Here is a 22,268-nt window from a genome sequence, read left to right on the forward strand (position 1 = left end):
CACGTCTCGACCCTGGCCGACTGGGTCGGTACCGCGGCGGCTGTGCTCTCACCGCTGCATGCGCTGATCCAGGCCCATGTCCTGGCGGCTGAGCGCCTGCACGGGGATGACACCACCGTGCCCCTGCTCGCCCGCGGCAAAACTGTTACCGCCCGCCTGTGGACCTATGTGCGAGACGACCGGCCGTTTGCTGGACCGGCGCCGCCTGCCGCAGTGTTCTACTTCTCGCGCGACCGCACCGCTGAGCATCCCAAACGACATCTGGCCTCCTACGCGGGGATCCTGCAGGCCGATGCCTATGCCGGGTATGGCGAGCTCTACCAAATTGGCCGCAAGCCGGGGCCGATCACCCAGGCCGCGTGTTGGGCACACTTCCGGCGCAAGGTGTTCGGACTGGCCGAGCTCGCCCGTGCGCCGCTGGCCGCTGAGGCGGTACAGCGCATCGACCGGGTGTTCGAGGCCGAGCGGGTCGTGAACGGATGTCCGGCTGCCGCTCGGCTCATGCATGTGGATCGGCATGGAATAGGAACCCTGTTGGAGGGGTGATCGGCGTCCAAACGGGACCCCACTGACGGCGGGGTTCACAGTGGTTTCCGGGATGATCGGGAGCCAGTGCTGGGATGCTGGTCGTGGAGACAGTGGCAAAGATCCGGCGCCTGCACCGGGTGCAGGGCAAGTCGATCAAGGCGATCTGTCGTGAGCTCGGGATTTCGCGAAAGGTGGTCCGGAAGGTTCTGCGGTCCGGGGAGACGGAATTCCGCTACAGCCGGGCGCGGCAGCCGCAGCCCAAGCTGGGGCCGTGGCAGGCCGAGCTGGAGCGCCTGCTGGAGGCGAACGAGGCGCGGCCGCGGCGCGAGCGGCTGACGCTGGTGCGGGTCTACGAGACGCTGCGTGAGCTGGGGTACGAGGGCGGCTACGACGCGGTCCGGCGACATGCGCGGGGGTGGCAGGCGTCACGGGCGACGGCGGTGGCAGCAGCCTTCGTGCCGCTGAGCTTCGCGCCGGGCGAGGCATACCAGTTCGATTGGAGCCACGAGGTCGTGCTGATCGGCGGCACGACAGTGACCGTCAAAGTCGCGCATGTGAGGCTGTGCCACAGCCGGATGCTGTTCGTCCGCGCTTATCCGCGCGAGACGCAAGAGATGGTGTTTGACGCTCATGACCGGGCGTTCGCCTTCTTTCGCGGTACCTGCACGCGGGGCATCTACGACAACATGCGCACGGCGGTGGACGCGATCCTGGTGGGACGGGATCGCGCCTACAACCGGCGTTTCCTGCGCATGTGCAGCCACTACCTGGTCGAGCCGGTGGCCTGCACTCCGGCCTCGGGCTGGGAGAAAGGTCAGGTCGAGAACCAGGTCGGGCTGGTGCGGGAGCGGTTCTTTACGCCGCGGCTGCGGGTGAGGAGTTACGAGGAGCTGAACGCCCTCCTGCTGGAGCGGTGCGTGTCCCATGCCCGGGCCAATCGGCATCCGGAGCAGAGGGAGCGGACCGTCTGGGAGGCGTTCGAGGCAGAGCGGCCAAGCCTGGTGCCTTACGCTGGGCGGTTCGACGGGTTCCATGCCGTGCCTGCCGCGGTATCCAAGACCTGCCTGGTGCGGTTCGACAACAACAAGTACTCGGTGATGGCGAGCGCGGTGGGGCGGCCGGTCGAGATCCGGGCCTATGCCGAGCGGATCGAGTTGCGCCAGGACGGCCGGGTGGTGGGCGAGCACCGGCGCGTGTTCGGCCGGGACCAGACGGTGTTCGACCCCTGGCACTACGTGCCCGTGCTGGCGCGCAAACCTGGAGCGCTGCGCAACGGGGCACCGTTCAAGGACTGGCTGCTCCCCAGTGCACTGGAACGGGTCCGCCGCAAGCTGGCCACAGCCACCGATGGCGACCGGCAGATGGTGGAGATCCTGACCAGGGTGTTGGACGACGGTCTGGCTGCGGTTGAGGCCGCTTGCAGCGAGGCGCTGCGTGAGGGCGTCCACTCGGCCGATGTCATCCTCAACATCCTCGCCCGCCAGCGCGAGCCACCGCCACCGGTGACCATCCTGACCCCGGAGGCGCTCCGGCTGCGGCATGCGCCCCTGGCCGACTGCAGCCGCTACGACAGCCTGAGGAGAGGACCCTGATGGAACGCACCGCTATCCTCGCCACCATGGGCGAGCTGAAGCTCTACGGCATGCGCGCGGCGTTTGACGCCATCATCACGACCGCCGTCAAACGCCAGCATGAGCCACAGCAGGTTATCGGCGACTTTGTCTCGGCCGAGATCGCCGAGAAGCAGGCGCGCTCGATCAAGTATCAGATCGCCACCGCCAAGCTGCCGCTGGCCAAGGACGTGGACGAGTTCGGGTTCGACGGTACCCCGGTTAACGAGGCTCTGGTCCGTGATCTCGCGGGTGGCGGGTTCCTGGCCCAGCAGCGCAACGTGGTGCTCGTCGGTGGCACCGGCACGGGCAAAACCCATTTGGCTATCGCCATTGCCCGGGCCTGCATCCGCGATGGAGCGCGCGGACGGTTCTACAACGTGGTTGACCTGGTGAACCGCCTCGAGGCCGAGACCCGGGCCGGACGACAAGGGCGCATCGCCGATCATCTCTGCCGCCTGGATTTCGTTGTCCTCGACGAGCTCGGCTATCTGCCATTCGCCCAGTCCGGCGGCCAGTTGCTGTTCCACCTTGTCAGCCGTCTCTACGAGCAGACCTCGGTCATCGTCACCACCAACCTCGCTTTTGGTGAATGGCCCAGCGTCTTTGGGGACGCCAAGATGACCACTGCCTTACTCGACCGCCTCACTCACCACTGCGACATCGTCGAGACCGGCAACGATAGTTGGCGATTCAAGAACCGCGCCTGAACGCCCCCTCAACACACCTCACAAGAGGGTCCCTTTTGCGTGCCGATCTGGGGTCCCAATTCAGTGCCGATTGACAGACAGGGCGACCTTGGAAAAGAAGAACGACCCGCCCCAGAGGAGCGAGAGGAGGCCGAGGAGCCCCCACTCGGAGCAGCGCATGGCGCGGGTGTCAGACACTCGGCGGAACCTCATGGTGAACGATGCGTCCATGGATTGCGTATCGGAACCGCCCTGCCTCGCCGGAATCGGACCTCGTCCTCTCTGACCCCTCATCCTGCTGTAGGATAGCTGGCATGACGGCCGAAGCAGCGATCTGGGAAAGGGCCTGGGCTCAACGCGACCCCGCCTTCGATGGGGGCTTCTTCGTGTGTGTCAGGACCACGGGCGTCTATTGCCGGTGGGTCTGCCCGGTGCGCCTGCCTTACCGTCGCAATATCGAATTCCTGCCGAGCGCTGCCGCGGCCGAAGCGGCAGGCTTCCGGCCCTGCCTGCGGTGCCGGCCTGAAACGGTTCCGTTCTCTCCCGCCTGGAAAGGCACCCTGACCACAGTGGAGCGGGCATTCCGCCTGATCGTCGAGGAAGGCGCGCTGGATGGTGAAGGGGCCTCCGTAGAGAGTCTGTCGGCCCGCATGGGTATGACGGCACGGCATCTGCGGCGACTGTTCGTGCGGCACCTGGGGGCCACCCCGAATGCCGTCGCGAGGACCGCTCGGGTTCAGAGGGCCAAGCGCCTGCTGAGCGACACGGATCTCACGATGACCGAAATCGCCCTGCAGGCAGGCTTTGGAAGCCTGCGCCGCTTCAATGCTGTCTTTGCGGAGGTCTACCGTCGCCCGCCCGGCGCAATCCGACGGAAGCTGAGAGGTCCATAGCTGTGACTTGCGGAAAAGTGGCTGCATCCCCAGACGAGGCTATCGCGGCGCCCTCGCCATGCCGGTTAGCCGCCTGAGAGGTGACATGCCGGCGCCGGTTGTTGGCATCCCGCCCCCAGGCGCTCAGCCCTGGCCGGGTCGTGACGGGGCACTTCAAGGCCGTGTGGAAATGTATGGCGATGTGAGGGTGCGCGTGTAGGATCCGGCGTAGCAACCCCGATCAACAGGCAGCAATCATCCGGCAATGCGAGCGGCTGGTCGTGGAGGCCAGGATAGTGCTGAGCCTGCCGGTCTATCCAGGGTTTCCCTCAGGCCTTCCCCCGGAGCACGAAGTGCGGCATGACTGCCTCGGCTTGGCGGAGAGCAGGGAGGCCTCGGCCCTTGCCGTCTCTGGCTTGAGCGCTGATCCAGATGCCCCATTTCGCGGATCGGAAGGCTATTTCCTCTCAGAGAGGTCGAGATCTACCCTCGCCTTGGCCTCGGTGATCAGTTGCTCGAGCCCCCCTGCGCCGGTCGTCGTGACGATCGCAATCTTACTGGGACGCTGCTCTGAACGCGGGGCATAAACATGGATCGCCCAGCCTTGATCACCAAACTCTCGCACTTCGAGCGCGTAGCGGTTGTGATACTGGATCTCGACATAAGCCATCCGAAGGTTCCCCAGCGTGCTGCACTGATGTTCTAGAATGGGCCCGGTGCGTAAACGACGGCATGCTTAATGAAAGGGGCTGGCATAGGTAAGCCGATAGAGGCTTGATATGTCGTATGGAAAAGCGTCGTCGCAGTCGGCTGCCGCTGGCCACGCAGAAGCGGCTTCTGGAGCACTTCGTGGCGGGTACTCCAGCCCGCAGCGCGGCGGAATTGATCGGCGTCAATCGCAATACCGCCACGCTCTTCTACAGAAAACTGCGTGAGACGATCCAGGACGAGATCGCCCAGGAAGCCCCGCTCGATGGTGAGGTGGAAGTCGACGAGAGCTATTTCGGCGGCAAGCGCAAAGGTAAGCGCGGGCGCGGTGCCGCCGGAAAAGTGGTCGTCTTCGGCCTGTTGAAGCGCCAGGGACGAGTGCATGCGGTGATGATTCCTGACGCCCGCGGCAAGACCCTGCTGCCGATCATCCGCCAGAGAATCCGCCCGGATTCAGTGGTCTATTCAGATTCGCTCGGCAGCTACAACGTGCTGGACGTCTCCGAATTCCACCATCAGCGCATCGACCACAGCCAGCGGTTTGGCCAGGGCCGCAACCATATCAACGGCATTGAGAATTTCTGGAACCAGGCCAAGCGGCATCTGCGTCGATACAATGGCATCCCGCGCCAGAACTTCCATCTGTTCCTGGCCGAATGCGAGTGGCGCTTCAATCACGGCTCGCCCAAGAGCCTGCTTCGGACCTTGGGAAAATGGGCTAAGCTGACCATTAAGCGCAGTCCGTAACACGCTTACCTATGCCAGCCCCTAATGAAATGGTAACCATGGTAGGTCTTGGCCGAATGCGTCCGCTTCGGGATGGGCGGGCGGGAAAGCGGACCTCGCGTGGAGCGACTTTAGCCAAGTGCGAGCTTCGCCGCCAAGCCGAGAGCCGCGGTGGTGCCGAGTGTTCTCAGCAGGCCGAGTTTGAAGCCGAACAGGCACGCCACAGCGACTGCGGCAAGCGCCAGGGCAAGGATGTCCAGGCTGCCCGGGACCGGGATGTCCAGTGCCGCCGGGCCGACCTCCACCCGCCGTACCTCGGCGAAGAGCACCCGCAGACCAAACCAGAGCGCGAGGTTGGCGATGACGCCCACAACTGCGGCCGTGACCGCGGCCAGGGCGCTGGTCAGCTTGCGGTTAGCATGCAGCCGCTCGACGAAGGGAGCGCCCAGGAAGATGAAGGCGAAGCAGGGCGCGAAGGTGACCCATACCGTCAGCACCGAGGCCAGCACGCCCCAGATCAGCCCGCCCTGGCCGAAGCCCGCCAGAAAGCCCACGAACTGAAGCACCAGGATCAGCGGCCCCGGCGTCGTCTCGGCCAGGCCGAGGCCGACTAGCATCTGGTCGGCGGACAACCAGCCGTAGCCCTGCACTGCTTCCTGCGCGACATAGGCCAGCACGGCGTAGGCGCCGCCGACCGTGACCACCGCCATCTTGGAGAAGAACCAGGCGGCGTCGGCGAAGACCCCGGCTCCGGCCACCATGAGCAGGGCAACCGGTGCCACCCAGAGCGCGATGGCAATCCAGCCCGCACGCCAGGCCTTGGATGCCATGCGGGCCGGGCGCCCCGGGTCGGCCGCGAGCACCGCGTCCAGCAGCGCGGGTGGACCGTTCTTGGCCGTGCCGTGGCCACTTCCCTTGAACGCTCCCGGGGCGAAGTAGCCGATGAGCGCCGCCGCCAGCACCACAGCGGGAAACGGCACGCCGAAGACGTAGAGCGCGAGGAAGGCGGCCGCGGCGAGCGCCCAGGCGGCGCTAGTCTTCAGCGCGCGGCGGGCGACCCGCAGCAGGGCCTCGACTACCAGCACCAGCACCGCGCATTTCAGACCGAAGAACAGCGCCGAGACCACTGGCACCTGCCCCAGCGTGGCGTAGAGGATGGACAGGCCCAGCATCACGGCCGCACCCGGCAGCACGAACAGGACGCCTGCCGCCAACCCGCCGCGCACCCCGTGCAGCAGCCAGCCGAGATAGGTGGCGAGCTGCTGGGCCTCGGGCCCCGGCAGCAGGGTGCAGAAGTTCAGGGCGTGCAGGAACCGGGCATCCGACACCCAACGGCGCTCGTCCACCACCTCCCGGTGCAGCAGTGCGATCTGCCCCGCCGGGCCGCCGAAGGACAGCAGGCCGATCTTCAGCCAGACGCGCACGGCTTCGGCGAAGGATGGTAGCGCAGGCTCTTCCTCCGGAATGGACAGGGTAGGCTGCCTGACCTCGCGCACTGTGTTGTCGGTCACTGCCCGGACCTCCTGGCTGCACCCGGCGCCGCTGGCCAGTTGTGGTTCTCGGCGACGGCGTCGCGGCTCCAGCGGTAGAAGGCGTCATACAGACCCATCGCGGCGTCGAGTTGCGCCAGGTCATCCCGGTGCATTCGGGACAGCCCAAGGGAGGCCGCCAGCAGCCCCTCCGCCTGTGGCGCAAGGTCGGGTCGGGCGGTGTCGGCGCCACGCACGATCTCAGCCAGCCGGAGCAGCGGCTCGGAAGTCAGCCCGAACTCCTGGACCATGGTGTCGAAGGTGCAGGTCTCACCACGGTGGCTCCAGAACACCCCCTCGATGTCGAATGGCGCTGCGCTGAAGCGTTCTGCCACAGCACCAACCTCGGACGGCGCCACGAATAGGAAGACGGCAGACGGATCCACGAAGCGCCGGATCAGCCATGGGCAGGCGATCCGGTCGACCTTCGGCCGGGAACGCGTGACCCAGACCGTCCGCCCCTGCGCATCGCGCGTAGGAAGTCGGTCCGGACGTACCAGCAAATGGCCTTCGGCCGCCCATGCCTCGAAGCCACCCTCAAGCACCTCAGCCCGCGCACCGCCGTGGCGTAGCCAAGCGGCGACGCCGTGACTGAGCTTGAGGCCGCGCTGGCAGATCACCACCACGTGCCGGTCGGCTTGGTTCGCCATCCAGGTGGGCACGTCGCGATGGTCGCGCCGCAAGGAAGCCGGGAGCAGGCGCAGGTCCGCCGCGTAATCTTCCTCTGTTCGGATATCGAGCAGCATCGGGGCATCGGGCAGGCCGATGAGCCGGGCAAGCTGTGTAGTGGTGATGGTGTCGGGTGCGGGCATGGGCGTCCCCTCCATCGTTGTGGAGTGTCGGACGCGATGCTTCGGCCGAAGCCTCACGGGGCGATCGCGAGTGTCCCCTTGCGATCAGGATGATGACTGGTGTCCTGGTTTGTCAAGAATCGCTGGTGGGGTCTCCAGGCCAGGGTCAGATGTGTGGTGGCATCGTCCGTCCCTCGCCTTGAAGGCCATCTCCCGTTAGCCAGATGGCATGTGAACGGCGAAGCCTTCGCCGCCGACTCCGGAGCGATTCGGGCACTTGTGGCACAGGTGTGGATCGGCCAGATCACCGCTCATGGCCTCTTTGACCTTCGGTGCCGAACTTCTCGCCACCTTCACCGCCCTCGGCGCCGCCTGGCTTTGGTTTCAGGCCAGCGGCGGACGCGTACGCCGCGTCCATACGCGCGACCTCATCGACGGCGGTGACCTGAACCGTCTCGTCATTGCCATGAACCGCGCCCAGATTCTCAATCGGCGGGCTGCCCTGGCTGCCACCGTTTCGGCATTGCTGGTCGCGTTGCTAAGTGCGGCCAAAGTCATCGACAGGCTGTGACATGGGGGCGGCGGGAGCTTGAACCGGCCGAACGGCGCCGCTCGATGCCGTGGTGCCGACGGCTGGGCTTATTCCTCCTGGCCGGTACCAGCATGGGCGTGGTGCCAGAGGGTTATGCTCGATCCGGAGACGCCGCGTGTTCGGGCAGGCTGCGGGTCGACTTCGTCTATACGGTGATGCTCAGGCGGGGCACCTACGAGTACCGCGCCTTCCTCCGCAACCTGACCGGTGAAACCCTTAGCTGGACCATGTCGGTCGGCGCGTTTCCCCAAGGCGCCAGTCCGCCACTCGAGAACCCCATGGGAGGCTTTCTTGCTCCCTATGCAGGGGAGACCCTGCGCATCGGGCGTGGCCAGAGCCAGGCCATCAACCTCGAAACGGTTAAGGTGCTCTATGACCACGAAGGTGGAGTTGGACCCTTCCTCAGCCTCCGTGATTGCAGGAGGCGCCCCGGTTGACCGACCGGAGCGCCCAATCCGGCTCGTCGGCTCAGGCTACCGGGGGCTGACCAGCAAGGGGGCTGGCCCTGCCCCGGGCCGACGCTGCGCCAAGCTCGCATTCACCGTCACTTCCGAGGCGAGAACCTTGTCGATCCTGCGGCCGTCCAGGTCGACGACTTCGAACTTCCAGCCATGCGCCTGCACCGTCTCGCCGACCTGGGGCAGCCTTCCCATTGCTTGCAGGACCAATCCCGCGACCGTCTCATAGCCACGTTCAGCACTTAGGTTGATCTTCAGGCGGTCCGCCATTTCGTCCGCAGGCATCCATCCTGCCAGCAGCCAGGAGCCGTCCTCGCGTTTGACGGCGGCTGGCTCCTCACCCGCCTCGATGTCCGACTTGAAGTCGCCTACGATGGCGCCGGTCAGGTCGGTCGGGGTGACGATACCCTCAAAGTGGCCATACTCGTCATGCACCAGGGCCATTGGAACCTCTGCTGCGCGCAAGGTGGCCAGGAGGTCCAGGGCGTCGGCCGTATCCGGCACGATGGGAGCGGTCCGTGCCAGGGCGCGGATGTCCATAGGCTCACCACGCAACATGGCGGCCAGGAGTTCACGCGACTGCACCACGCCGATCATCTGATCCGGGGACCCGTCGCCCACGGGCAGGCGCGAATGGGAGGTGCGCATCAGGACGGCGTGGGTCACTGCATCACCTGCCGCGGCATCAATCCAGTCCACGTCGCCACGAGGCGTCATGACGCCACGCACCGCACGGTCCCCAAGCCGCAGCACGCCCGAGATCATCCGGCGCTCCGCCGTCTCGATGGTGCCGTGCCGCTCGGCCTCGGCAACCAGCGAGCGCAGGTCGTCATCCGTCACCTTCTCCTCTTCCTCGGCACCCAGACCGAGCAAGCCAAAGATCAGGTTGCTGGAAGCGTCGAGCAGCCAGACCACCGGTGCCGCCACCTTCGAGACGATCCGCATCAGGGGGGCGACCCGGCAAGCGAAGCCTTCAGGGTTGCGGAGTGCCAGGCGCTTGGGCACCAGCTCGCCGACGACGATCGAGAGGTAGGTCACCAGCGCCACAACGGCGCCAAATCCCAAGGGGTTGGCAAGAGCGGACGAGACGCCGAGACCCAGCAGGATGTCTGTCAGCTGGCCGCCCAGAGCAGCGCCCGAGAATGCGCCCGCCAGTACGCCAACGAGCGTGATGCCAATCTGGACAGTGGATAGGAAGCGCCCCGGTTCCTCGGCGAGATCCAGGGCTGCCTGAGCTCCGGACCTGCCTTCCGCAGCCATTACTCGCAGCCTCGGTCGCCGTGCGGAGATCACCGCAAGTTCGGAGAGGGAGAAGATGCCGTTGACGACGACAAGGACCAGAACCACGGCGATATCGAGCAAAACGTCCTCCAAAGAGCCGCAGCGGCATGTCGGGACGACACTCCAGGGTGCGGCCCGCGATGTGGGACAGCCTGACCTTGGCTCTCAGAGAAAGCCCAGGGTCAGTGCCGCCAGCACAACATAGCGGCCGGTTTTGGCGATAGCGACCAAGAGGAGGAAGATCGGGAATGGCTCGCGCATAACACCTGCGACAACCGTCAGCGGATCTCCCACGATAGGCAGCCAGCTGAACAGCAGGGACCATCGGCCGTAACGCTGGTACCAGCCTTGGGCACGCGTCAGCATGGCGTCGCTGACGGGGAACCACCGGCGATGCCGGTAGTGCTCCACGGATCTGCCCAGCAGCCAGTTCAGGGCCGATCCGGTGGTATTCGCCACGCTGGCCACGACGAGCAAAAGTGTGGGGGAGTAGGTGTCGGTCAGCAGGAGGCCGACCAGCACCGCCTCGGACTGCATCGGCAGGATGGTGGCGGCCGCGAAAGCCGCCACGAACAACCCGGCATAGACTGCGAACCCGCCCATCGCTGTCCAGCCCGGACCGACGCCTGCCTCAGGCCGCCGCGAGATGCGTCAGAGCGACGGCGCCGACGTAGAGGCCCACAAGGATGATGAGCACGCCCGAGGCATAGGGCGCCCGGCGCATGAAGGTGTCGAAGCCCGACCACCGGCGGGTCGCATGGCGCATGCCGGTCGCGGCAATGACGCCGACCGTTACCAGCGTGATGGCAAGGCCGATGCTGAAGCACAGCACCAGCGCGGCGCCGAGGGTGAACTCCTGAAGCTGGAGGCAGATCAGCAGCACCGTGATGGCTGCCGGGCACGGCACCAGCCCGCCCGTCAGCCCGAACAGCACGATCTGCCAGGTCGTCACCTGGCGTCCGGCGAACCGGCGCTGGATGTCGCTGGCATGTGCACGCTCGTGGGCGTCCTGGTAGCCATCCGTGGTCGCAAAGGCACCGGGTGCCAGAGGCTCGCGCTCGTGACCGTCGCTGTGTTCCGCGAAGACCACCTCGTAATCGTGGGCATGGTTGCCATGGGACAGGCTCAGGCGGGCGGTGAACTCGTGAGGCTCCGGGATGTCGGTGGCGGACTCGAGGTAGCCGCCGCGGTCGACGAAGCCGAAGCTCTGGCGCTGCCCGCCCGGGCGAAGGGTCTCCACCGTCACATCCTCGGCCGCCCAGTGCGGACCGCGTTCCGACCGCAGCCGCCAGCGCGGCGGGACGCCGTCCTCGAACACCTCCAGGGCGACCACGCCATGGCCGGTGTCGATGCGCCGCACCTCCTCGCCATGGCTGTGCCCATGGTGGTGCTCGTGGTCGTGTCCATGGTCGTGCGAGTATCCGGGGGCACCGTTGGCCTGCTGGTCCCGCCAGGTCCGCCACAGCATCCAGATGGCCATGGCGATAATCGCCACGGCGGAGGCAAGCTGGAAATATGGCTCCGCGGTCTCAGCGTCGAAGCCCTTCCAGAGATACAGGCCCCCTAGGCCGATGCCCCAGACCACCAGCGTGTGCGAGAAGGTCGCCGCGAGGCCCAGCAGCACCGCCTGCGTCACGCTGCCCCGGACGGCGACGATGAAGGCCGCCATCATGGTCTTGGAATGCCCCGGCTCCAGCCCATGCAGGGCACCCAGCAGGATAGCGCTGGGAATGAAGAGCCAGGCGTGGGCGGATCCCTGGGCGAGCAGTTCGGAGAAGGGGGTCATGGGGCGCGCCTTCAGAGGTACTTCGTGATGGCCTTGAACTCGTCGATCGGACCCCGCTCAGCACGCGGCACCGCCCCTACGACGTCATCAAGGCAGTGGTCGAGATGGTCGTGGATCAGGGTGCGCTTGGCATTGGCGATGGCCGCCTCCACCGCGTGGAGTTGCTGCACGATGTCGAGGCAGGAGCGGCCCTGCTCGATCATCTCGACCACGCTGCGGAGATGGCCGTCGGCGCGCTTCAGGCGCTTCACGATCTCCGGGTGCGAGGCATGGACATGGGGGACGGTCATGCTCTAGACCTATCCCCCTGGTAGGGATCTAGTCAACTTGCTATAGGGCCTGCGGAATGCATGTCACGCACGAGATTCTAGGGGAGCGCATGCGGGGCACGAGAGGGGTTGCAGCGGTCTTTCGCCTGCTCGTCATCGTCCTGATGGTAGTCGGCGGCGCGACGCTCCTGGGCGCCACCATGCCGCCAGCGCCTCAAACCTGGATAGAAGCCGATGCTGGCCATGCCGGGTCATCCTTCTCGGACCACCGGACGGTCCAGGACGCCGGAGACTACCGGCACTCGCACGACCAGGCCGTGCCTGACCACTTCCACGAAGCGGTGGTGCCCGAGACTGGCCGCGCCGCCGGGCGTCAGACGTCGCACAGGCTGCGGCTGAGCCTGCCGCGAGAGGCACTCCCGCGCGGCCTGCTCATGAGCCTGGAGAGGCCGCCAAGGACCATGGCGTCAGCCTAGCTGGCTGCCAGCCTCAACGCTTCTTCCAACACTTTTCTGCCGGTCCAATCTCATGAAACTGACTGCACGAGGAGCCGGTCTCCTGTTCCGTGCGCCTTGGCTGTTCGCCAGCCTGCTGTGCCTGGCACTGTTCGGTACGGCCTCGGACGCGCTCGCGCATGCCGTCGCCGAGGGCGACAAGGGCTATATCCAGGAAGTCACCGGCATCAAGCTGCTGCCCTTCGTCTATCTGGGCGCCAAGCACATGGTCACCGGCTACGACCACATCCTGTTCCTGCTCGGCGTGATCTTCTTCCTGTACCGGATGAAGCACATCGCCATCTACGTCAGCCTTTTCGCGCTCGGCCATTCCACGACGATGCTGGCGGGCGTCTACTTCGGCCTCGGCATCAACAGCTACATCATAGATGCCATCATCGGCCTGTCCGTCGTCTACAAGGCTTTGGACAATATGGGCGCCTTCCAGCGCTGGTTTGGCTTCCAGCCGAATACCAAGGCGGCGACCCTGGTGTTCGGGCTGTTCCACGGCTTCGGGCTCTCCACGAAGATCCTCGAATACAACATCTCGCCTGACGGCCTGGTACCGAACCTGCTGGCCTTCAACGTGGGTGTCGAGATCGGCCAGCTCCTGGCTCTCGGCGCCATTCTCATCGCCATGGGCTTCTGGCGCCGCAGCCCGAGCTTCCTGCGCCACGCCTACTCCGCAAACGTCGTCATGATGACCGCCGGGTTCGTGTTGATCGGATATCAGATCACCGGCTGGTTCGTGTCCTGAGGAATCCGACAATGTACAACACCGACCTCCCGACCCGCGCCGAATTGCCGACCTCCAGGCAGTTGCTGCGCTCCACCGCCATCGCTGTGGTCGCGGCGGCGGGCATTCTGGTGACCGTCGTCCTGCCTTCCGAATACGCCATCGATCCGACCGGTGTGGGAAAGGTGCTGGGCCTGACCGAGATGGGCGAGATCAAGGCGCAGCTTGCCGCCGAGGCGGAGGCCGACCGTCGGGCCAGCGAAGCCTTGGTACCCGCCACGCCTGGTTCCACCGGGCCGCGCTCGAGCCTGATGGGCACCGTCATGGCGCAGTTCCTGATCGGCTCGGCCGCCGCGCAGACACCGCCGGTGGCCGCGCGCTCCGATGAGACCGCAGTGGTCCTCCGCCCCAACCAGGGGCTCGAGGTGAAGCTCCGTATGCGCAAGGACGCGCGGGCGACCTACTCTTGGACGTCCACGGGTCCAGTGAACTTCGACCTGCACGGCGAGCCGCCGAACCCGCCGCGCAACTTCTCGCACAGCTACAAGAGCGGCCGCTCAACCTCCGCCGACAACGGTGACGTGGTGGCGGCTTTCGACGGCACCCACGGTTGGTTCTGGCGCAACCGCTCGGCGCAGGACGTGACCGTGACGCTGCGGACCAGCGGCCCCTACGAGGCCATCACCCGTCCCTGACGGCTTCCGTCCCGCCCGGCTGACCGGGCGGGACCCTGTGGCAGGAGTTGCCGACGATGCTCGCCCCCCTTGCCCATCCGGTCTACCGGCGTCTGTTCCTGGCCCAGGTGCTGTCCCTGATCGGCACCGGGCTGGCCACCGTGGCCCTTGGCTTGCTGGCCTTCCAGCTAGCCGGGAACCAGGCGGGCGCGGTGCTCGGCACTGCCCTGGCCATCAAGATGGTGGCCTATGTCGGGGTGGCGCCGGTGGCCTCCGCCTTCACCCACCTGCTGCCCCGGCGCATCCTGCTGGTGACGCTGGACGTGGTGCGGGCGGTGATCGCCCTGCTGCTGCCCTTCGTGACCCAGATCTGGCAGGTCTACCTGCTGATCTTCGTGCTCCAGGCCTGCTCGGCCGCCTTCACCCCAACCTTCCAGGCCACCATCCCTGACGTGCTGCCGGACGAGGGGGAATATACGCGGGCGCTGTCCCTCTTGCGCTTGGCCTATGACCTGGAGAGCCTGCTGAGCCCGATGCTGGCGGCGGCGCTGCTGACGGTCATCAGCTTCAACTGGCTCTTCAGCGGGACGGCACTGGGATTCCTGGCGTCCGCGGCGCTGGTGGTGACGCTGGCGTTGCCTTCGCCGACGCCGCCCGAGCAACAGGGCGGCATCTACGAGCGCACGACACGGGGCACGCGCATCTACCTGGCCACGCCGCGGCTGCGAGGGCTGCTGGCCTTTAACCTGGCCGTGGCGGCGGCGGGCGCCATGGTGATCGTCAACACCGTGGTGTTGGTGAAGGGGAACTTTGGGCTGGGTGACCGCGAGGTAGCCTGGACACTGGCGGCCTATGGCTTCGGTTCCATGCTCAGCGCGTTGCTGCTGCCGAAGCTGCTGGAGAACCTGTCGGATCGTACGGCCATGTTGGGCGGCGCTGCGCTGCTGTGCCTCGGCATGATCCTGGCCCCGATCGCCAACGGCTGGGGCACCCTGCTGCCGATCTGGCTCATGCTGGGCCTCGGCAACGGCATGGTGCTGACGCCCTCAGGCCGCCTACTGCGTCGGTCCGCCCACCCCGGGGACCGGCCCGCTGTGTTCGCCGCGCAGTTCGCGCTGTCGCACGCCTGCTGGCTGCTGACCTATCCGCTGGCTGGATGGCTGGGCGCCGCGTTCGGTACGGACGCAACGTTCGAGGTCATGGCGCTCCTCGTCGCTCTTGGCATCCTGGCAGCCGCGATGGTCTGGCCCCGCCGCGATGACGAGGACCTCGAGCACATGCACCAGGATCTGCCTGCAGCTCACCCCCACATGGCGCATGCGGCGGGCCAGCGGCACCGGCACACTTACGTCATCGACGACCTTCACCACAGGTGGCCGAGACCTTGAGGTCGTGTCGTGAAGGACTCGCTGCACCACGGCATCCATGAGGTGCATAGGCCTTGCCTGGAGCTTGCTTGGAGGAAACGGTAGCCGCGCATCGCCTCGGCGCCGCGACCGCTCTACACGCTGCATTTCATGCAACGCAGCCACAGGGGCCTCAACCTGCGAGGAAATCAGCGACTGGAGGGCATCACAATGCTAGTGCCCGCTGGGCTGCTCTACCTCATGCCGATCCTGTGGCTGGTTGGTAGTTGGACTCACCGCAGCGGCGCTCAGCTTTTTATGCGGGGCCTGGGCGTCACTCAGCCGAAGCCGCGAGACCAGGAGCACGACGGACGTACTGACGTGCCTACGTCATTCCTGGTCAGCAGGGAGACAACGCCTGGAAGCCATTAAGAACCTGAGGCTAGAGGGCTGATTATAGACTTTTGTGGCGAACCGGTTGCGGTAAGCTGACCAGATTCAGCGGATCATAGGTGGTCCATTCACAAGCCTTCTGTAATCGGGCCGCTCAACGGCCGAACGGACGTCGCATCGCGACGTGCCTCTCTTCTATCCGTGGTCAGCACAAGTCCATGCCGCTGACGAGGCAGCGTCCCGGTTAGCAGCAATGAGCGGATCGCGATGACAATATTTCGCAACATCTTGATCGCTGTGAAGCCCACGGAAGCGCCGGAGGTGGCGGAATGCCGCAGTATGATGGGCCAGCCAGAACCGCTCGATGAGAGTAGGCAGGCAGGGCGGTTCTGGTTAGAATCGTGCCATGTCCAAGCGCTTCCTCACAGACGTGATCCAGCAATCCACCGATATGACAGGCGTGGCGGCAAGCCGCCTGGCCGCCGATCTCATCGAGGCCATCAAGGCTGAGATCATCGGGACCGGCCGCTTCTCGTTGCCTGATTTTGGCTCCTTCACGGTGCGCGAGACGCCTAAGCGCACGGCGCTGAACCCGCGAACAGGCGAGAAGGTGGCGGTGAAGGCTGGGGCAACCGTAAGGTTCAAGGCGAGCCCCTCGCTGAAGGAAGCGGCCTTCGCTGGCGCCAAGAAGGCCAAGCGCAAGACCGCCAGAGCCGCCAAGGCGGGCTGACCTTCAAGCGCTTTCAGCCATCGCGCAGGAAGTCCACCACGGCTTGCAGGAAGACAGCGCGCCCGGCCGTGTCCCGGTCGAGGTGCACGAAATGCGTGGCCTGCGGGATCGTCAGCAACCGGGCCCGTGGTGCCTCCGATGCCAGGGTGGCGGCGTCCTCGGGACGGCTCCAGAAGTCACGGCCGCCTCGGATCACGAGCACCGGCATAGGTAGTACGGCCGCGCTCCACTGCCGGCGATCCAGGGCCAGCTCGAAACTGTCGGCCATGGCGCCGCTCGGCGCACGGAAGGACGGCGGCGTCCGGCTGCTGCTGCTGGGATCGGAGGCCAGCGCAGCGGCGACATAGGCCTCGGCCACGGCCGGATCACGCCAGGCGGCCTTATCCTCGCCGGGAATGCTACGGTCCCAGGCCGGCAGGAGGCTGGGACCGCTGTTCAGCCGGTAGGCGCCAAAGGCCGCGGTGTTGAACTGGCCAGGCCGCCTCGGGTCCTCGGCGGCCGAGCCACGGCCGAGGGTCGGATGATCGGCGGAGCCGCCGTAGAGGCTGTTGAGGATCACGAGGCGTCCCACTTGCTCCGGATGCCGGGTTGCATAGGCACCCATCCAGTGACCGCCGGTTGCCCAACCCAGCAGATGTACGGATCGCCCGCCGTTCCAGGCGGCAATCGCCGCGACGGCGGCACGAAGATCGGCCACGGCATCGTCCGTGCGCATCAGGGGCGGGGCGGCATCGGCTGGGGTCTCCATCGCGGCCGGCCGGCTGGATCGGCCGTATCCACGCAGATCGAGCACGTAGACGCGATGCCCAACCAGCGCGAGGTCCGCGGCCAGGGAGCCACCGGGCATCGGCAGATCGAAGGAGGCCAGTCCTGGGACACGTGCCCCGTGGAGGAGCAGGACGACGCCGGCATCGGGCGAGGCAGGTCTCACCTCGCGCAGGAAGAGGCTCTCGCCGTTGGGAAGGCCCAGGCGATGGTCATGACGTGTGATCCCGGAAGAGCGGGCGGTGGCAGCCATCGGCAGCAGGCCGCCGGAGAGCGTCAGGGCGGAACGGCGCGACATCATGGGTCATCTCCGGATGCGTCGGAGGCAGAGATGCCGCCGGACAGCGCGCCGATCCATGCGGTGGATGCAGGAAGATGATATCAGGACGATATGGAACTCCGGCACCTGCGCCATTTCATCGCCGTCGCGGAGGAAGAGCACATGGGCCGGGCGGCGCTGCGCCTGGGCATGGCCCAGCCTCCACTCAGCCAATCCATCGCGCGGCTGGAGAAATCACTGGGCGTCGCGCTGTTCCATCGGGCCAACCGCCGACTGGCGCTGACGCCGGCCGGCCTGGCTATGCTGGAGGATGCGCGTGCCACGCTGCGATATGCCGGCCAGGCGCGGGAGCAGGCCATAGCGGCGGCCGCGGGGGCGGCGGGGCAGGTGCGCATCGGCTTTGTCTCGGCGGCTACCTATCAGCATCTTCCAGCGCTGCTGCGGCGCCTGCGCGAGACCCATCCGGCCCTGCGACCGCAGTTGCTGGAGGGCTCGACCAACGAGCAGCTCGCGGCGCTGGAACAGGGCAGGCTCGATGTCGGCTTCGTGCATCCGCCGCTAGGGGCGACCACGCTGCCGGTGCTGGACCTGGGCAGCGAGCCGCTCGTGGCCGCCGTCCCTGAGGATGGCACGAGCGACGCGGTGACGCTGGCGGAGATTGCACGGCGCGGGTTGATCCTGTTCCCGGCGGCCCAGGGGCCCAGCCTGCATGCGCGCATCCTGGATGCCTTCGGCGCAGCGGGCGCGTCCATCAGCGGACCGCAGGAGGCGAGCCGCGCGCTGACCATGCTCTCCATGGTCTCATCCGGCTGCGGGGTGGCACTGCTGCCCCGCTCCACCACAGTGTTGAGCTTTCAAGGGGTGCGTTTCGCTGCGGTCAAGGGCAGCCAGGACCTGCCGCAATGGCCTCTGGCCCTGACGGCGCGACCCCGCCCTCGCCCGCCGGTCATTGACCTGATCCTGGGCCTGATGCGAGAGGCGACGAGGCCCTCCTGATCGCCAGTGGCGGAGGATCTGGTGCCGCGCGGCCAGCCGTGGCGTTCGCACGCCATGTCGGCCTACCGGAATGGTGCTACGTCTCTTTCAGAGTCAGAATTGGGCGTATATCTCGATGATGTTGCCCTCGGGATCGCGGAAGAACAGCGCGCGGTGCCGCCATTTCGGCAAATTCGTAGGCCCCTTCAGGATAGCCACGCCCTGGGTAACCAACTCTTCGTGACATTGGTCGACGGCAGCCAGAGGCACCCGAAAAGCCAGTTGCATCGCTGCCGTGCCTGATGGCAGCAAGCCGTCGTCGCACACGCTCCACGGCCCCCGAGGTCGCAGTGTCAGGAGGGTGGAACCAACGCGGAAGCTGACCCAGTTCTCCAAGTCCACCTCGATCGGGAACCGCATGACATCGCGGTAGAAGGCCCGTGTCTCGGCAAGCTTGGTGCACAGGATCACGGTGTAATCCAGGTTCTCGATGCCCCCGAGACTCATCACGATCCCCTCACTGTCCTCGGCAAACTGATCATAAGTGTTTTGCTATCAGGTTGCGACGTCGTTGGCTTGGGTGCCATTCTGCCCGGGGTAGCTTCTGTTGAGGCTCAGGGGCTATTTAATTCGACCCCGCGATTTGATGATGCTGTGATTCCATGGCAGCCGGAGTGGCGGCACTGCCGGCTCCCCGCCCTCATCCAGTCGGCCCGGTACGAGTGTGCCGGCGAGACCGGTACCCAGGTCCAGCGGGAGCAACGCTGCCTGATCATGCAGCAGGCGCCGGGTGGCAGCATTCGATGAGAGCTGGATCATTGAGTACTGACAGGAGAAGAAGCGATTCCTATCCCCAAGCTGATGGCATTCGACGTCGATGGGACCCTGTTGCGTGGGGAGAATATCTGCGGCTGCATCGCCCGGAATATCGGGCGGACTGCTGACATGGATGCATTCGAACTTTTCCGGTCTCGAGAAGACATCAGGGCGGGACGGCACGCCATGCTGGAGTGGTATGCTCCATTCAGCAGAACGGACCTGATCAGCTATCTCCAGGATCTTTGCCTTGCGCCCGGTGTCCTGCGGGGTTTCGCACGCCTGAAGGCGCACTGCATCAAGATCGCCCTGGTGTCCATTACATGGCAGTTCGCCGTGGAGTGGCTGGCTGCCGATCTCGGGGCCGATTATGCGATCGGCACGGGATGGTCCGAGGGCGGAGACATCGCGCACTTCTGGCCAGAGGATAAGGCTACGTGGCTGCAAGCCCTGCTTGCACAACTCAGGATCGAACCGGCCTCTCTCGTGGCCGTGCACGATTCCTATGGCGACATACCCATGCTGCAGCTGGCAGGCCGAAGCTACTTCGTAGGCGGTGTTCTCCCGTCAGATCTGCAACACGCTCATCATTGGCCTGACGGAGACATTGGCGAAATCATCGATGATGCGATAGCCACAGCCTGGGTATGACATGTTGCCATACTGGCTCAGCCTACTGAGGTCTTCTGGTACTGAAGCGCGGCCTCGGTCGAGGTGATCGCATCAATCCGCCGGCGCCTGGGACGAGGTGCTGAAGCCGAGCGCTGTCTCCAGGCTGAGAAGCAGCCCGAAGAGCTGGTTGTAGTCGTCGCCATGGGGCGGCCTCGCATGGGCACCGTCATGCACCACGTCGCAAAGCATGTCGTCATGCCGCTTGGCCGCCTGCAGGACGGCGCGAACCCGCACCGCCAGATCATGGGCAGCGCCTGGACCCTGCTCACGCGGCGGCTGATGATCTCGAGCCGCTGGCTTCTTGCCTGCGCCATCCAGCCCCCATTCGGCCAGCCGGACCACGGTATCGAGCCAGGCCAGTTGCTCGTCCTGGTCGTAGGGCAGCCAGAAGGCGGCCTGCAATGGCTCCGCTGGCGGCGCACCCGGCCCCTCCCAGCCCTCTTCGCCGTAGCCGGCCGGCGGATATCCCTGATCGTAGAAGCCTTCGTCTGGCGCGTCCCGATGGGAGCCGCAGGCCTTCCCGGGTGGCTGGACTGCCAGCCAGCGCCCTTTAGCGACGGAACCCTGCAGGATCTCTGTCAGGGCGGCGGTGCATCGATCTGACACGCTCATGGAGTGCTCCTTTCGGCCCGCATTGCCCGCCATTCGGTGCGGTGGGCGAGCTTGTCGTGATGGACGGAATGGCGCCAAGCCGCGACGAACCGGCGCCGGTAGCAGGGGAGTCAGGCTATGGACGGCTTGGTGTTCGGCTGCCGGGCGATACCGCCGGGCCATTGCCTGGTGCGCGTCGCGTCATGAGCGCTGCGTCGACATCGCGTCATAGGACATGTATGTCGCCGGATCATATCGCATCTCCCGCCTCCGCGAGCACGCTGCGGATCTCCGCCAGAAGCTCGACGATCCCCTCCTGCAGGGGGTCATCCTCGAAGCCGGCGATAAAGGCCGCGGCCCGCCGGAGCGCTCGCCGCTCCGGTGTCTCAGACGCCGGCCGGCCCTGCTTGAACATCGCCCGCGCCGTGCCGCAGGCATCATCCAGGTCGGGTGTGTAGTAGGCGGTCTCCTTTCCGCAGCCCTGGAAGTTAACCCGGTAGTCGCCGCCAGGACGGCGCGTCAGCGTGCAGCCATAGGACCGGCAGCACGCCCGGGCCCGGGCGAAGGTCAGCGCTCCCGCGCTCTGCGCCGGGGTGTTCATGCCGCCCCCTTGAGTTGCGCCATGCGCTCACCCAGCAGCCAGAGCGCCTTGTTCAGCTTCACATCCGGATACCTCCAGAAACCCTGCGGCTTCGGCGGATGATGTTGGTTTGAGGCTGCCGGTGCTTCAGGGATGCGGATGCGCGTGCCCATCTGGTGGACGGAGCCGCTCAGTCGATGGCGGCGGCTTGCCTACTTGCGTGCCGCTACGACGTCGCGGGCTTGCTGCTGAGCCAGACGAACCGCTTGAGGTTATAGGCGAGATTGGCGAGGCCGATCTTCACCCGTGCCCTGGCGATGCCGATGGTGCGCACGACCAGCGCCATCGGCCCCTTCTGCCGGGCAAAGACGTGTTCGACCGCGGAGCGCACGGCCGACTTGCGGGCATTGGCCCGTCGCGTCCTTGCCGCCATCGGCCGCCCCGGGGGCTTCTTGCGGTGGATGCGCGAGACCATGCCACGCTCAGCCAGCCAGGCCTCGTTCTTCGCTGAGCGATAGGCGGTATCGGCCCAGACATCGCTGGCGGTGTTGCCGGCATCGACCACCTCCGCCAGCCGCGCCCCGTCATGGGCGGCCGCATGGCTCGCGGTCCAGCCGCGGATCAGGCCGTGCCGGCGATCGATCGCGACGTGGTTCTTGTACCCGAAGGCCGGAACCGCGAGATCGACCTGCGGGGTGCCATCCTCGCGCGGCCTGGCCTTGGAGAACTTCACCGTCCAGCGCGCGTCGCGGTCCTTCTGGCGCAGCTTCGCAGGCATCTCCGCCCAGCCCTCAGGGATCTTGCCCGCCTTGATCGCCGCCCGCTCGGCCTCGGTGTTGCGCTGCTTCGGTGCGGCGACGATGGTCGCATCCACGATCTGCCCGCCCATCGCCAGGTAACCCGCGGCACGCAGCGTGGCGTCGAACCGCGCGAACAGCCGCTCCACCGCGCCGGCCCGCTTCAGCGCCTCGCGGAACGCCCAGATCGTGTTGGCGTCCGGCACCGGGTCGGCCAGCGCGAGGCCGAGGAAGCGCATGAAGGACAGGCGGTCCTTGATGAGGTACTCGCAGCGCTCGTCGGACAACCCGTGCATCGCCTGCAGCAGCAGGATCTTGAACATCAGCACGTGATCGAAGGCGGGGCGGCCACCCTTCGTGCCGTCCGCGCGCGGCACGGCCTGCTCCAGCTCGGCGCGGAACATCGTGAAATCAACCAGCGCGACGATCCGCTCGAGGTCATCGCCCTTGGCCGACAGCTCCCGCAAACGCTCCTCCACATCGAAGAACCCAGGCTGCCGAACCATCGCCTTCCCTCGCGCTGATCCGCGTCAGTGAATCAGCCGAACGGCATCAAGGCGAGGGGTTTCTGGAGGCGTCC

General features: G+C 66.2%; 24 protein-coding genes and 1 pseudogene. 12 read left to right on the plus strand and 13 right to left on the minus strand.

The window, feature by feature from the left end; translation table 11 throughout:
• Nucleotides 1-3: 3 nt before the first annotated feature.
• From ACF3NH_RS20755 to ACF3NH_RS20770, 4 genes and pseudogenes are all read left to right on the plus strand, one after another.
• A pseudogene (locus ACF3NH_RS20755) lies at nucleotides 4-507 on the plus strand (IS66 family transposase); the annotation flags it as partial.
• Nucleotides 508-620: 113 nt separating this feature from the next.
• On the plus strand, nucleotides 621-2,120 hold the full coding sequence (gene istA / locus ACF3NH_RS20760; RefSeq protein ID WP_019463079.1) for an IS21 family transposase: 1,500 nt from the start codon (nucleotides 621-623) through the stop codon (nucleotides 2,118-2,120).
• The gene (istB, locus tag ACF3NH_RS20765; RefSeq protein WP_115359213.1) at nucleotides 2,120-2,848 is read left to right on the plus strand and encodes an IS21-like element helper ATPase IstB; all 729 of its coding nucleotides are present in this window, start codon (nucleotides 2,120-2,122) and stop codon (nucleotides 2,846-2,848) included. Before istA ends, istB begins: the two co-directional genes overlap by 1 nt.
• 293 nt (nucleotides 2,849-3,141) lie before the next feature.
• Nucleotides 3,142-3,720 (plus strand): bifunctional transcriptional activator/DNA repair enzyme AdaA, encoded by a 579-nt coding sequence (locus tag ACF3NH_RS20770; RefSeq protein ID WP_422925646.1) that lies wholly within the window; start codon nucleotides 3,142-3,144, stop codon nucleotides 3,718-3,720.
• A 436-nt stretch (nucleotides 3,721-4,156) separates the two neighbouring features.
• On the opposite strand, the gene ACF3NH_RS20775 is transcribed toward ACF3NH_RS20770, so the two are convergent.
• A complete protein-coding gene (locus ACF3NH_RS20775; RefSeq protein WP_422925648.1) occupies nucleotides 4,157-4,369 on the minus strand; it encodes a hypothetical protein in 213 nt (70 codons plus the stop codon).
• A 116-nt stretch (nucleotides 4,370-4,485) separates the two neighbouring features.
• Here ACF3NH_RS20775 and ACF3NH_RS20780 point away from each other — a divergent pair, with 116 nt between their 5' ends.
• Nucleotides 4,486-5,154: an IS1595 family transposase gene (locus ACF3NH_RS20780; RefSeq protein ID WP_422925650.1), complete on the plus strand. Its 669-nt coding sequence runs from the start codon at nucleotides 4,486-4,488 to the stop codon at nucleotides 5,152-5,154.
• 110 nt (nucleotides 5,155-5,264) lie between these two features.
• On the opposite strand, the gene chrA is transcribed toward ACF3NH_RS20780, so the two are convergent.
• Nucleotides 5,265-6,644, minus strand: coding sequence for a chromate efflux transporter (chrA, locus tag ACF3NH_RS20785; protein ID WP_422925652.1), 1,380 nt, complete (start codon nucleotides 6,642-6,644; stop codon nucleotides 5,265-5,267).
• Complete coding sequence (locus tag ACF3NH_RS20790) at nucleotides 6,641-7,474, minus strand: chromate resistance protein ChrB domain-containing protein (protein ID WP_422925654.1); 834 nt, start codon at nucleotides 7,472-7,474, stop codon at nucleotides 6,641-6,643. Before ACF3NH_RS20790 ends, chrA begins: the two co-directional genes overlap by 4 nt.
• 292 nt (nucleotides 7,475-7,766) lie before the next feature.
• On the opposite strand from ACF3NH_RS20790, the gene ACF3NH_RS20795 reads away from it, so the two are divergent.
• Nucleotides 7,767-8,024: a hypothetical protein gene (locus tag ACF3NH_RS20795; protein ID WP_422925656.1), complete on the plus strand. Its 258-nt coding sequence runs from the start codon at nucleotides 7,767-7,769 to the stop codon at nucleotides 8,022-8,024.
• A gap of 494 nt (nucleotides 8,025-8,518) precedes the next feature.
• On the opposite strand, the gene ACF3NH_RS20800 is transcribed toward ACF3NH_RS20795, so the two are convergent.
• From ACF3NH_RS20800 to ACF3NH_RS20815, 4 genes are all read right to left on the minus strand, one after another.
• On the minus strand, nucleotides 8,519-9,865 hold the full coding sequence (locus ACF3NH_RS20800) for a hemolysin family protein (RefSeq protein WP_422925658.1): 1,347 nt from the start codon (nucleotides 9,863-9,865) through the stop codon (nucleotides 8,519-8,521).
• 84 nt (nucleotides 9,866-9,949) lie between these two features.
• On the minus strand, nucleotides 9,950-10,387 hold the full coding sequence (locus ACF3NH_RS20805; protein WP_422925660.1) for a YqaA family protein: 438 nt from the start codon (nucleotides 10,385-10,387) through the stop codon (nucleotides 9,950-9,952).
• A 28-nt stretch (nucleotides 10,388-10,415) separates the two neighbouring features.
• A complete protein-coding gene (locus ACF3NH_RS20810) occupies nucleotides 10,416-11,570 on the minus strand; it encodes a nickel/cobalt efflux transporter (RefSeq protein ID WP_422925662.1) in 1,155 nt (384 codons plus the stop codon).
• Between the two features lie 11 nt (nucleotides 11,571-11,581).
• Nucleotides 11,582-11,860, minus strand: a complete 279-nt coding sequence (locus tag ACF3NH_RS20815; RefSeq protein ID WP_422925664.1) for a metal-sensing transcriptional repressor — start codon at nucleotides 11,858-11,860, stop codon at nucleotides 11,582-11,584.
• 507 nt (nucleotides 11,861-12,367) lie between these two features.
• Here ACF3NH_RS20815 and ACF3NH_RS20820 point away from each other — a divergent pair.
• The 4 genes from ACF3NH_RS20820 (at nucleotide 12,368) to ACF3NH_RS20835 (ending at nucleotide 16,212) form a co-directional block, all read left to right on the plus strand.
• Nucleotides 12,368-13,090: a HupE/UreJ family protein gene (locus ACF3NH_RS20820; RefSeq protein ID WP_422925667.1), complete on the plus strand. Its 723-nt coding sequence runs from the start codon at nucleotides 12,368-12,370 to the stop codon at nucleotides 13,088-13,090.
• 11 nt (nucleotides 13,091-13,101) lie between these two features.
• Nucleotides 13,102-13,764: a hypothetical protein gene (locus ACF3NH_RS20825; RefSeq protein WP_422925669.1), complete on the plus strand. Its 663-nt coding sequence runs from the start codon at nucleotides 13,102-13,104 to the stop codon at nucleotides 13,762-13,764.
• Between the two features lie 56 nt (nucleotides 13,765-13,820).
• Nucleotides 13,821-15,131, plus strand: coding sequence for an MFS transporter (locus ACF3NH_RS20830; RefSeq protein ID WP_422925671.1), 1,311 nt, complete (start codon nucleotides 13,821-13,823; stop codon nucleotides 15,129-15,131).
• A gap of 757 nt (nucleotides 15,132-15,888) precedes the next feature.
• Nucleotides 15,889-16,212 carry an HU family DNA-binding protein gene (locus ACF3NH_RS20835; protein ID WP_422925673.1) on the plus strand — a complete coding sequence of 108 codons (324 nt, stop codon included), beginning with the start codon at nucleotides 15,889-15,891 and terminating at the stop codon, nucleotides 16,210-16,212.
• Nucleotides 16,213-16,225: 13 nt separating this feature from the next.
• On the opposite strand, the gene ACF3NH_RS20840 is transcribed toward ACF3NH_RS20835, so the two are convergent.
• Nucleotides 16,226-17,278 carry an alpha/beta fold hydrolase gene (locus tag ACF3NH_RS20840; RefSeq protein WP_422925675.1) on the minus strand — a complete coding sequence of 351 codons (1,053 nt, stop codon included), beginning with the start codon at nucleotides 17,276-17,278 and terminating at the stop codon, nucleotides 16,226-16,228.
• Between the two features lie 90 nt (nucleotides 17,279-17,368).
• Between ACF3NH_RS20840 and ACF3NH_RS20845 the strand changes: the two genes are divergently transcribed.
• On the plus strand, nucleotides 17,369-18,253 hold the full coding sequence (locus ACF3NH_RS20845; RefSeq protein WP_422925677.1) for a LysR family transcriptional regulator: 885 nt from the start codon (nucleotides 17,369-17,371) through the stop codon (nucleotides 18,251-18,253).
• A gap of 93 nt (nucleotides 18,254-18,346) precedes the next feature.
• Here ACF3NH_RS20845 and ACF3NH_RS20850 read toward each other — a convergent pair whose 3' ends face one another.
• On the minus strand, nucleotides 18,347-18,739 hold the full coding sequence (locus tag ACF3NH_RS20850; RefSeq protein WP_422925679.1) for a VOC family protein: 393 nt from the start codon (nucleotides 18,737-18,739) through the stop codon (nucleotides 18,347-18,349).
• A gap of 354 nt (nucleotides 18,740-19,093) precedes the next feature.
• Between ACF3NH_RS20850 and ACF3NH_RS20855 the strand changes: the two genes are divergently transcribed.
• Nucleotides 19,094-19,699: an HAD family hydrolase gene (locus ACF3NH_RS20855; RefSeq protein WP_422925681.1), complete on the plus strand. Its 606-nt coding sequence runs from the start codon at nucleotides 19,094-19,096 to the stop codon at nucleotides 19,697-19,699.
• Between the two features lie 72 nt (nucleotides 19,700-19,771).
• Here ACF3NH_RS20855 and ACF3NH_RS20860 read toward each other — a convergent pair whose 3' ends face one another.
• From ACF3NH_RS20860 to ACF3NH_RS20875, 4 genes are all read right to left on the minus strand, one after another.
• Entirely contained in the window at nucleotides 19,772-20,332 is a 561-nt protein-coding gene (locus tag ACF3NH_RS20860) for a hypothetical protein (RefSeq protein WP_422925683.1), read from the minus strand.
• A 229-nt stretch (nucleotides 20,333-20,561) separates the two neighbouring features.
• Nucleotides 20,562-20,912, minus strand: coding sequence for a hypothetical protein (locus tag ACF3NH_RS20865; RefSeq protein ID WP_422925685.1), 351 nt, complete (start codon nucleotides 20,910-20,912; stop codon nucleotides 20,562-20,564).
• The gene (locus ACF3NH_RS20870) at nucleotides 20,909-21,064 is read right to left on the minus strand and encodes a hypothetical protein (RefSeq protein WP_422925687.1); all 156 of its coding nucleotides are present in this window, start codon (nucleotides 21,062-21,064) and stop codon (nucleotides 20,909-20,911) included. Before ACF3NH_RS20870 ends, ACF3NH_RS20865 begins: the two co-directional genes overlap by 4 nt.
• 53 nt (nucleotides 21,065-21,117) lie before the next feature.
• On the minus strand, nucleotides 21,118-22,194 hold the full coding sequence (locus ACF3NH_RS20875) for an IS5 family transposase (protein WP_422922157.1): 1,077 nt from the start codon (nucleotides 22,192-22,194) through the stop codon (nucleotides 21,118-21,120).
• Nucleotides 22,195-22,268: the final 74 nt, after the last annotated feature.

It is taken from the genome of Pseudoroseomonas sp. WGS1072 (genome assembly GCF_049340465.1).
In the GTDB taxonomy this organism is placed as follows: domain Bacteria; phylum Pseudomonadota; class Alphaproteobacteria; order Acetobacterales; family Acetobacteraceae; genus Pseudoroseomonas.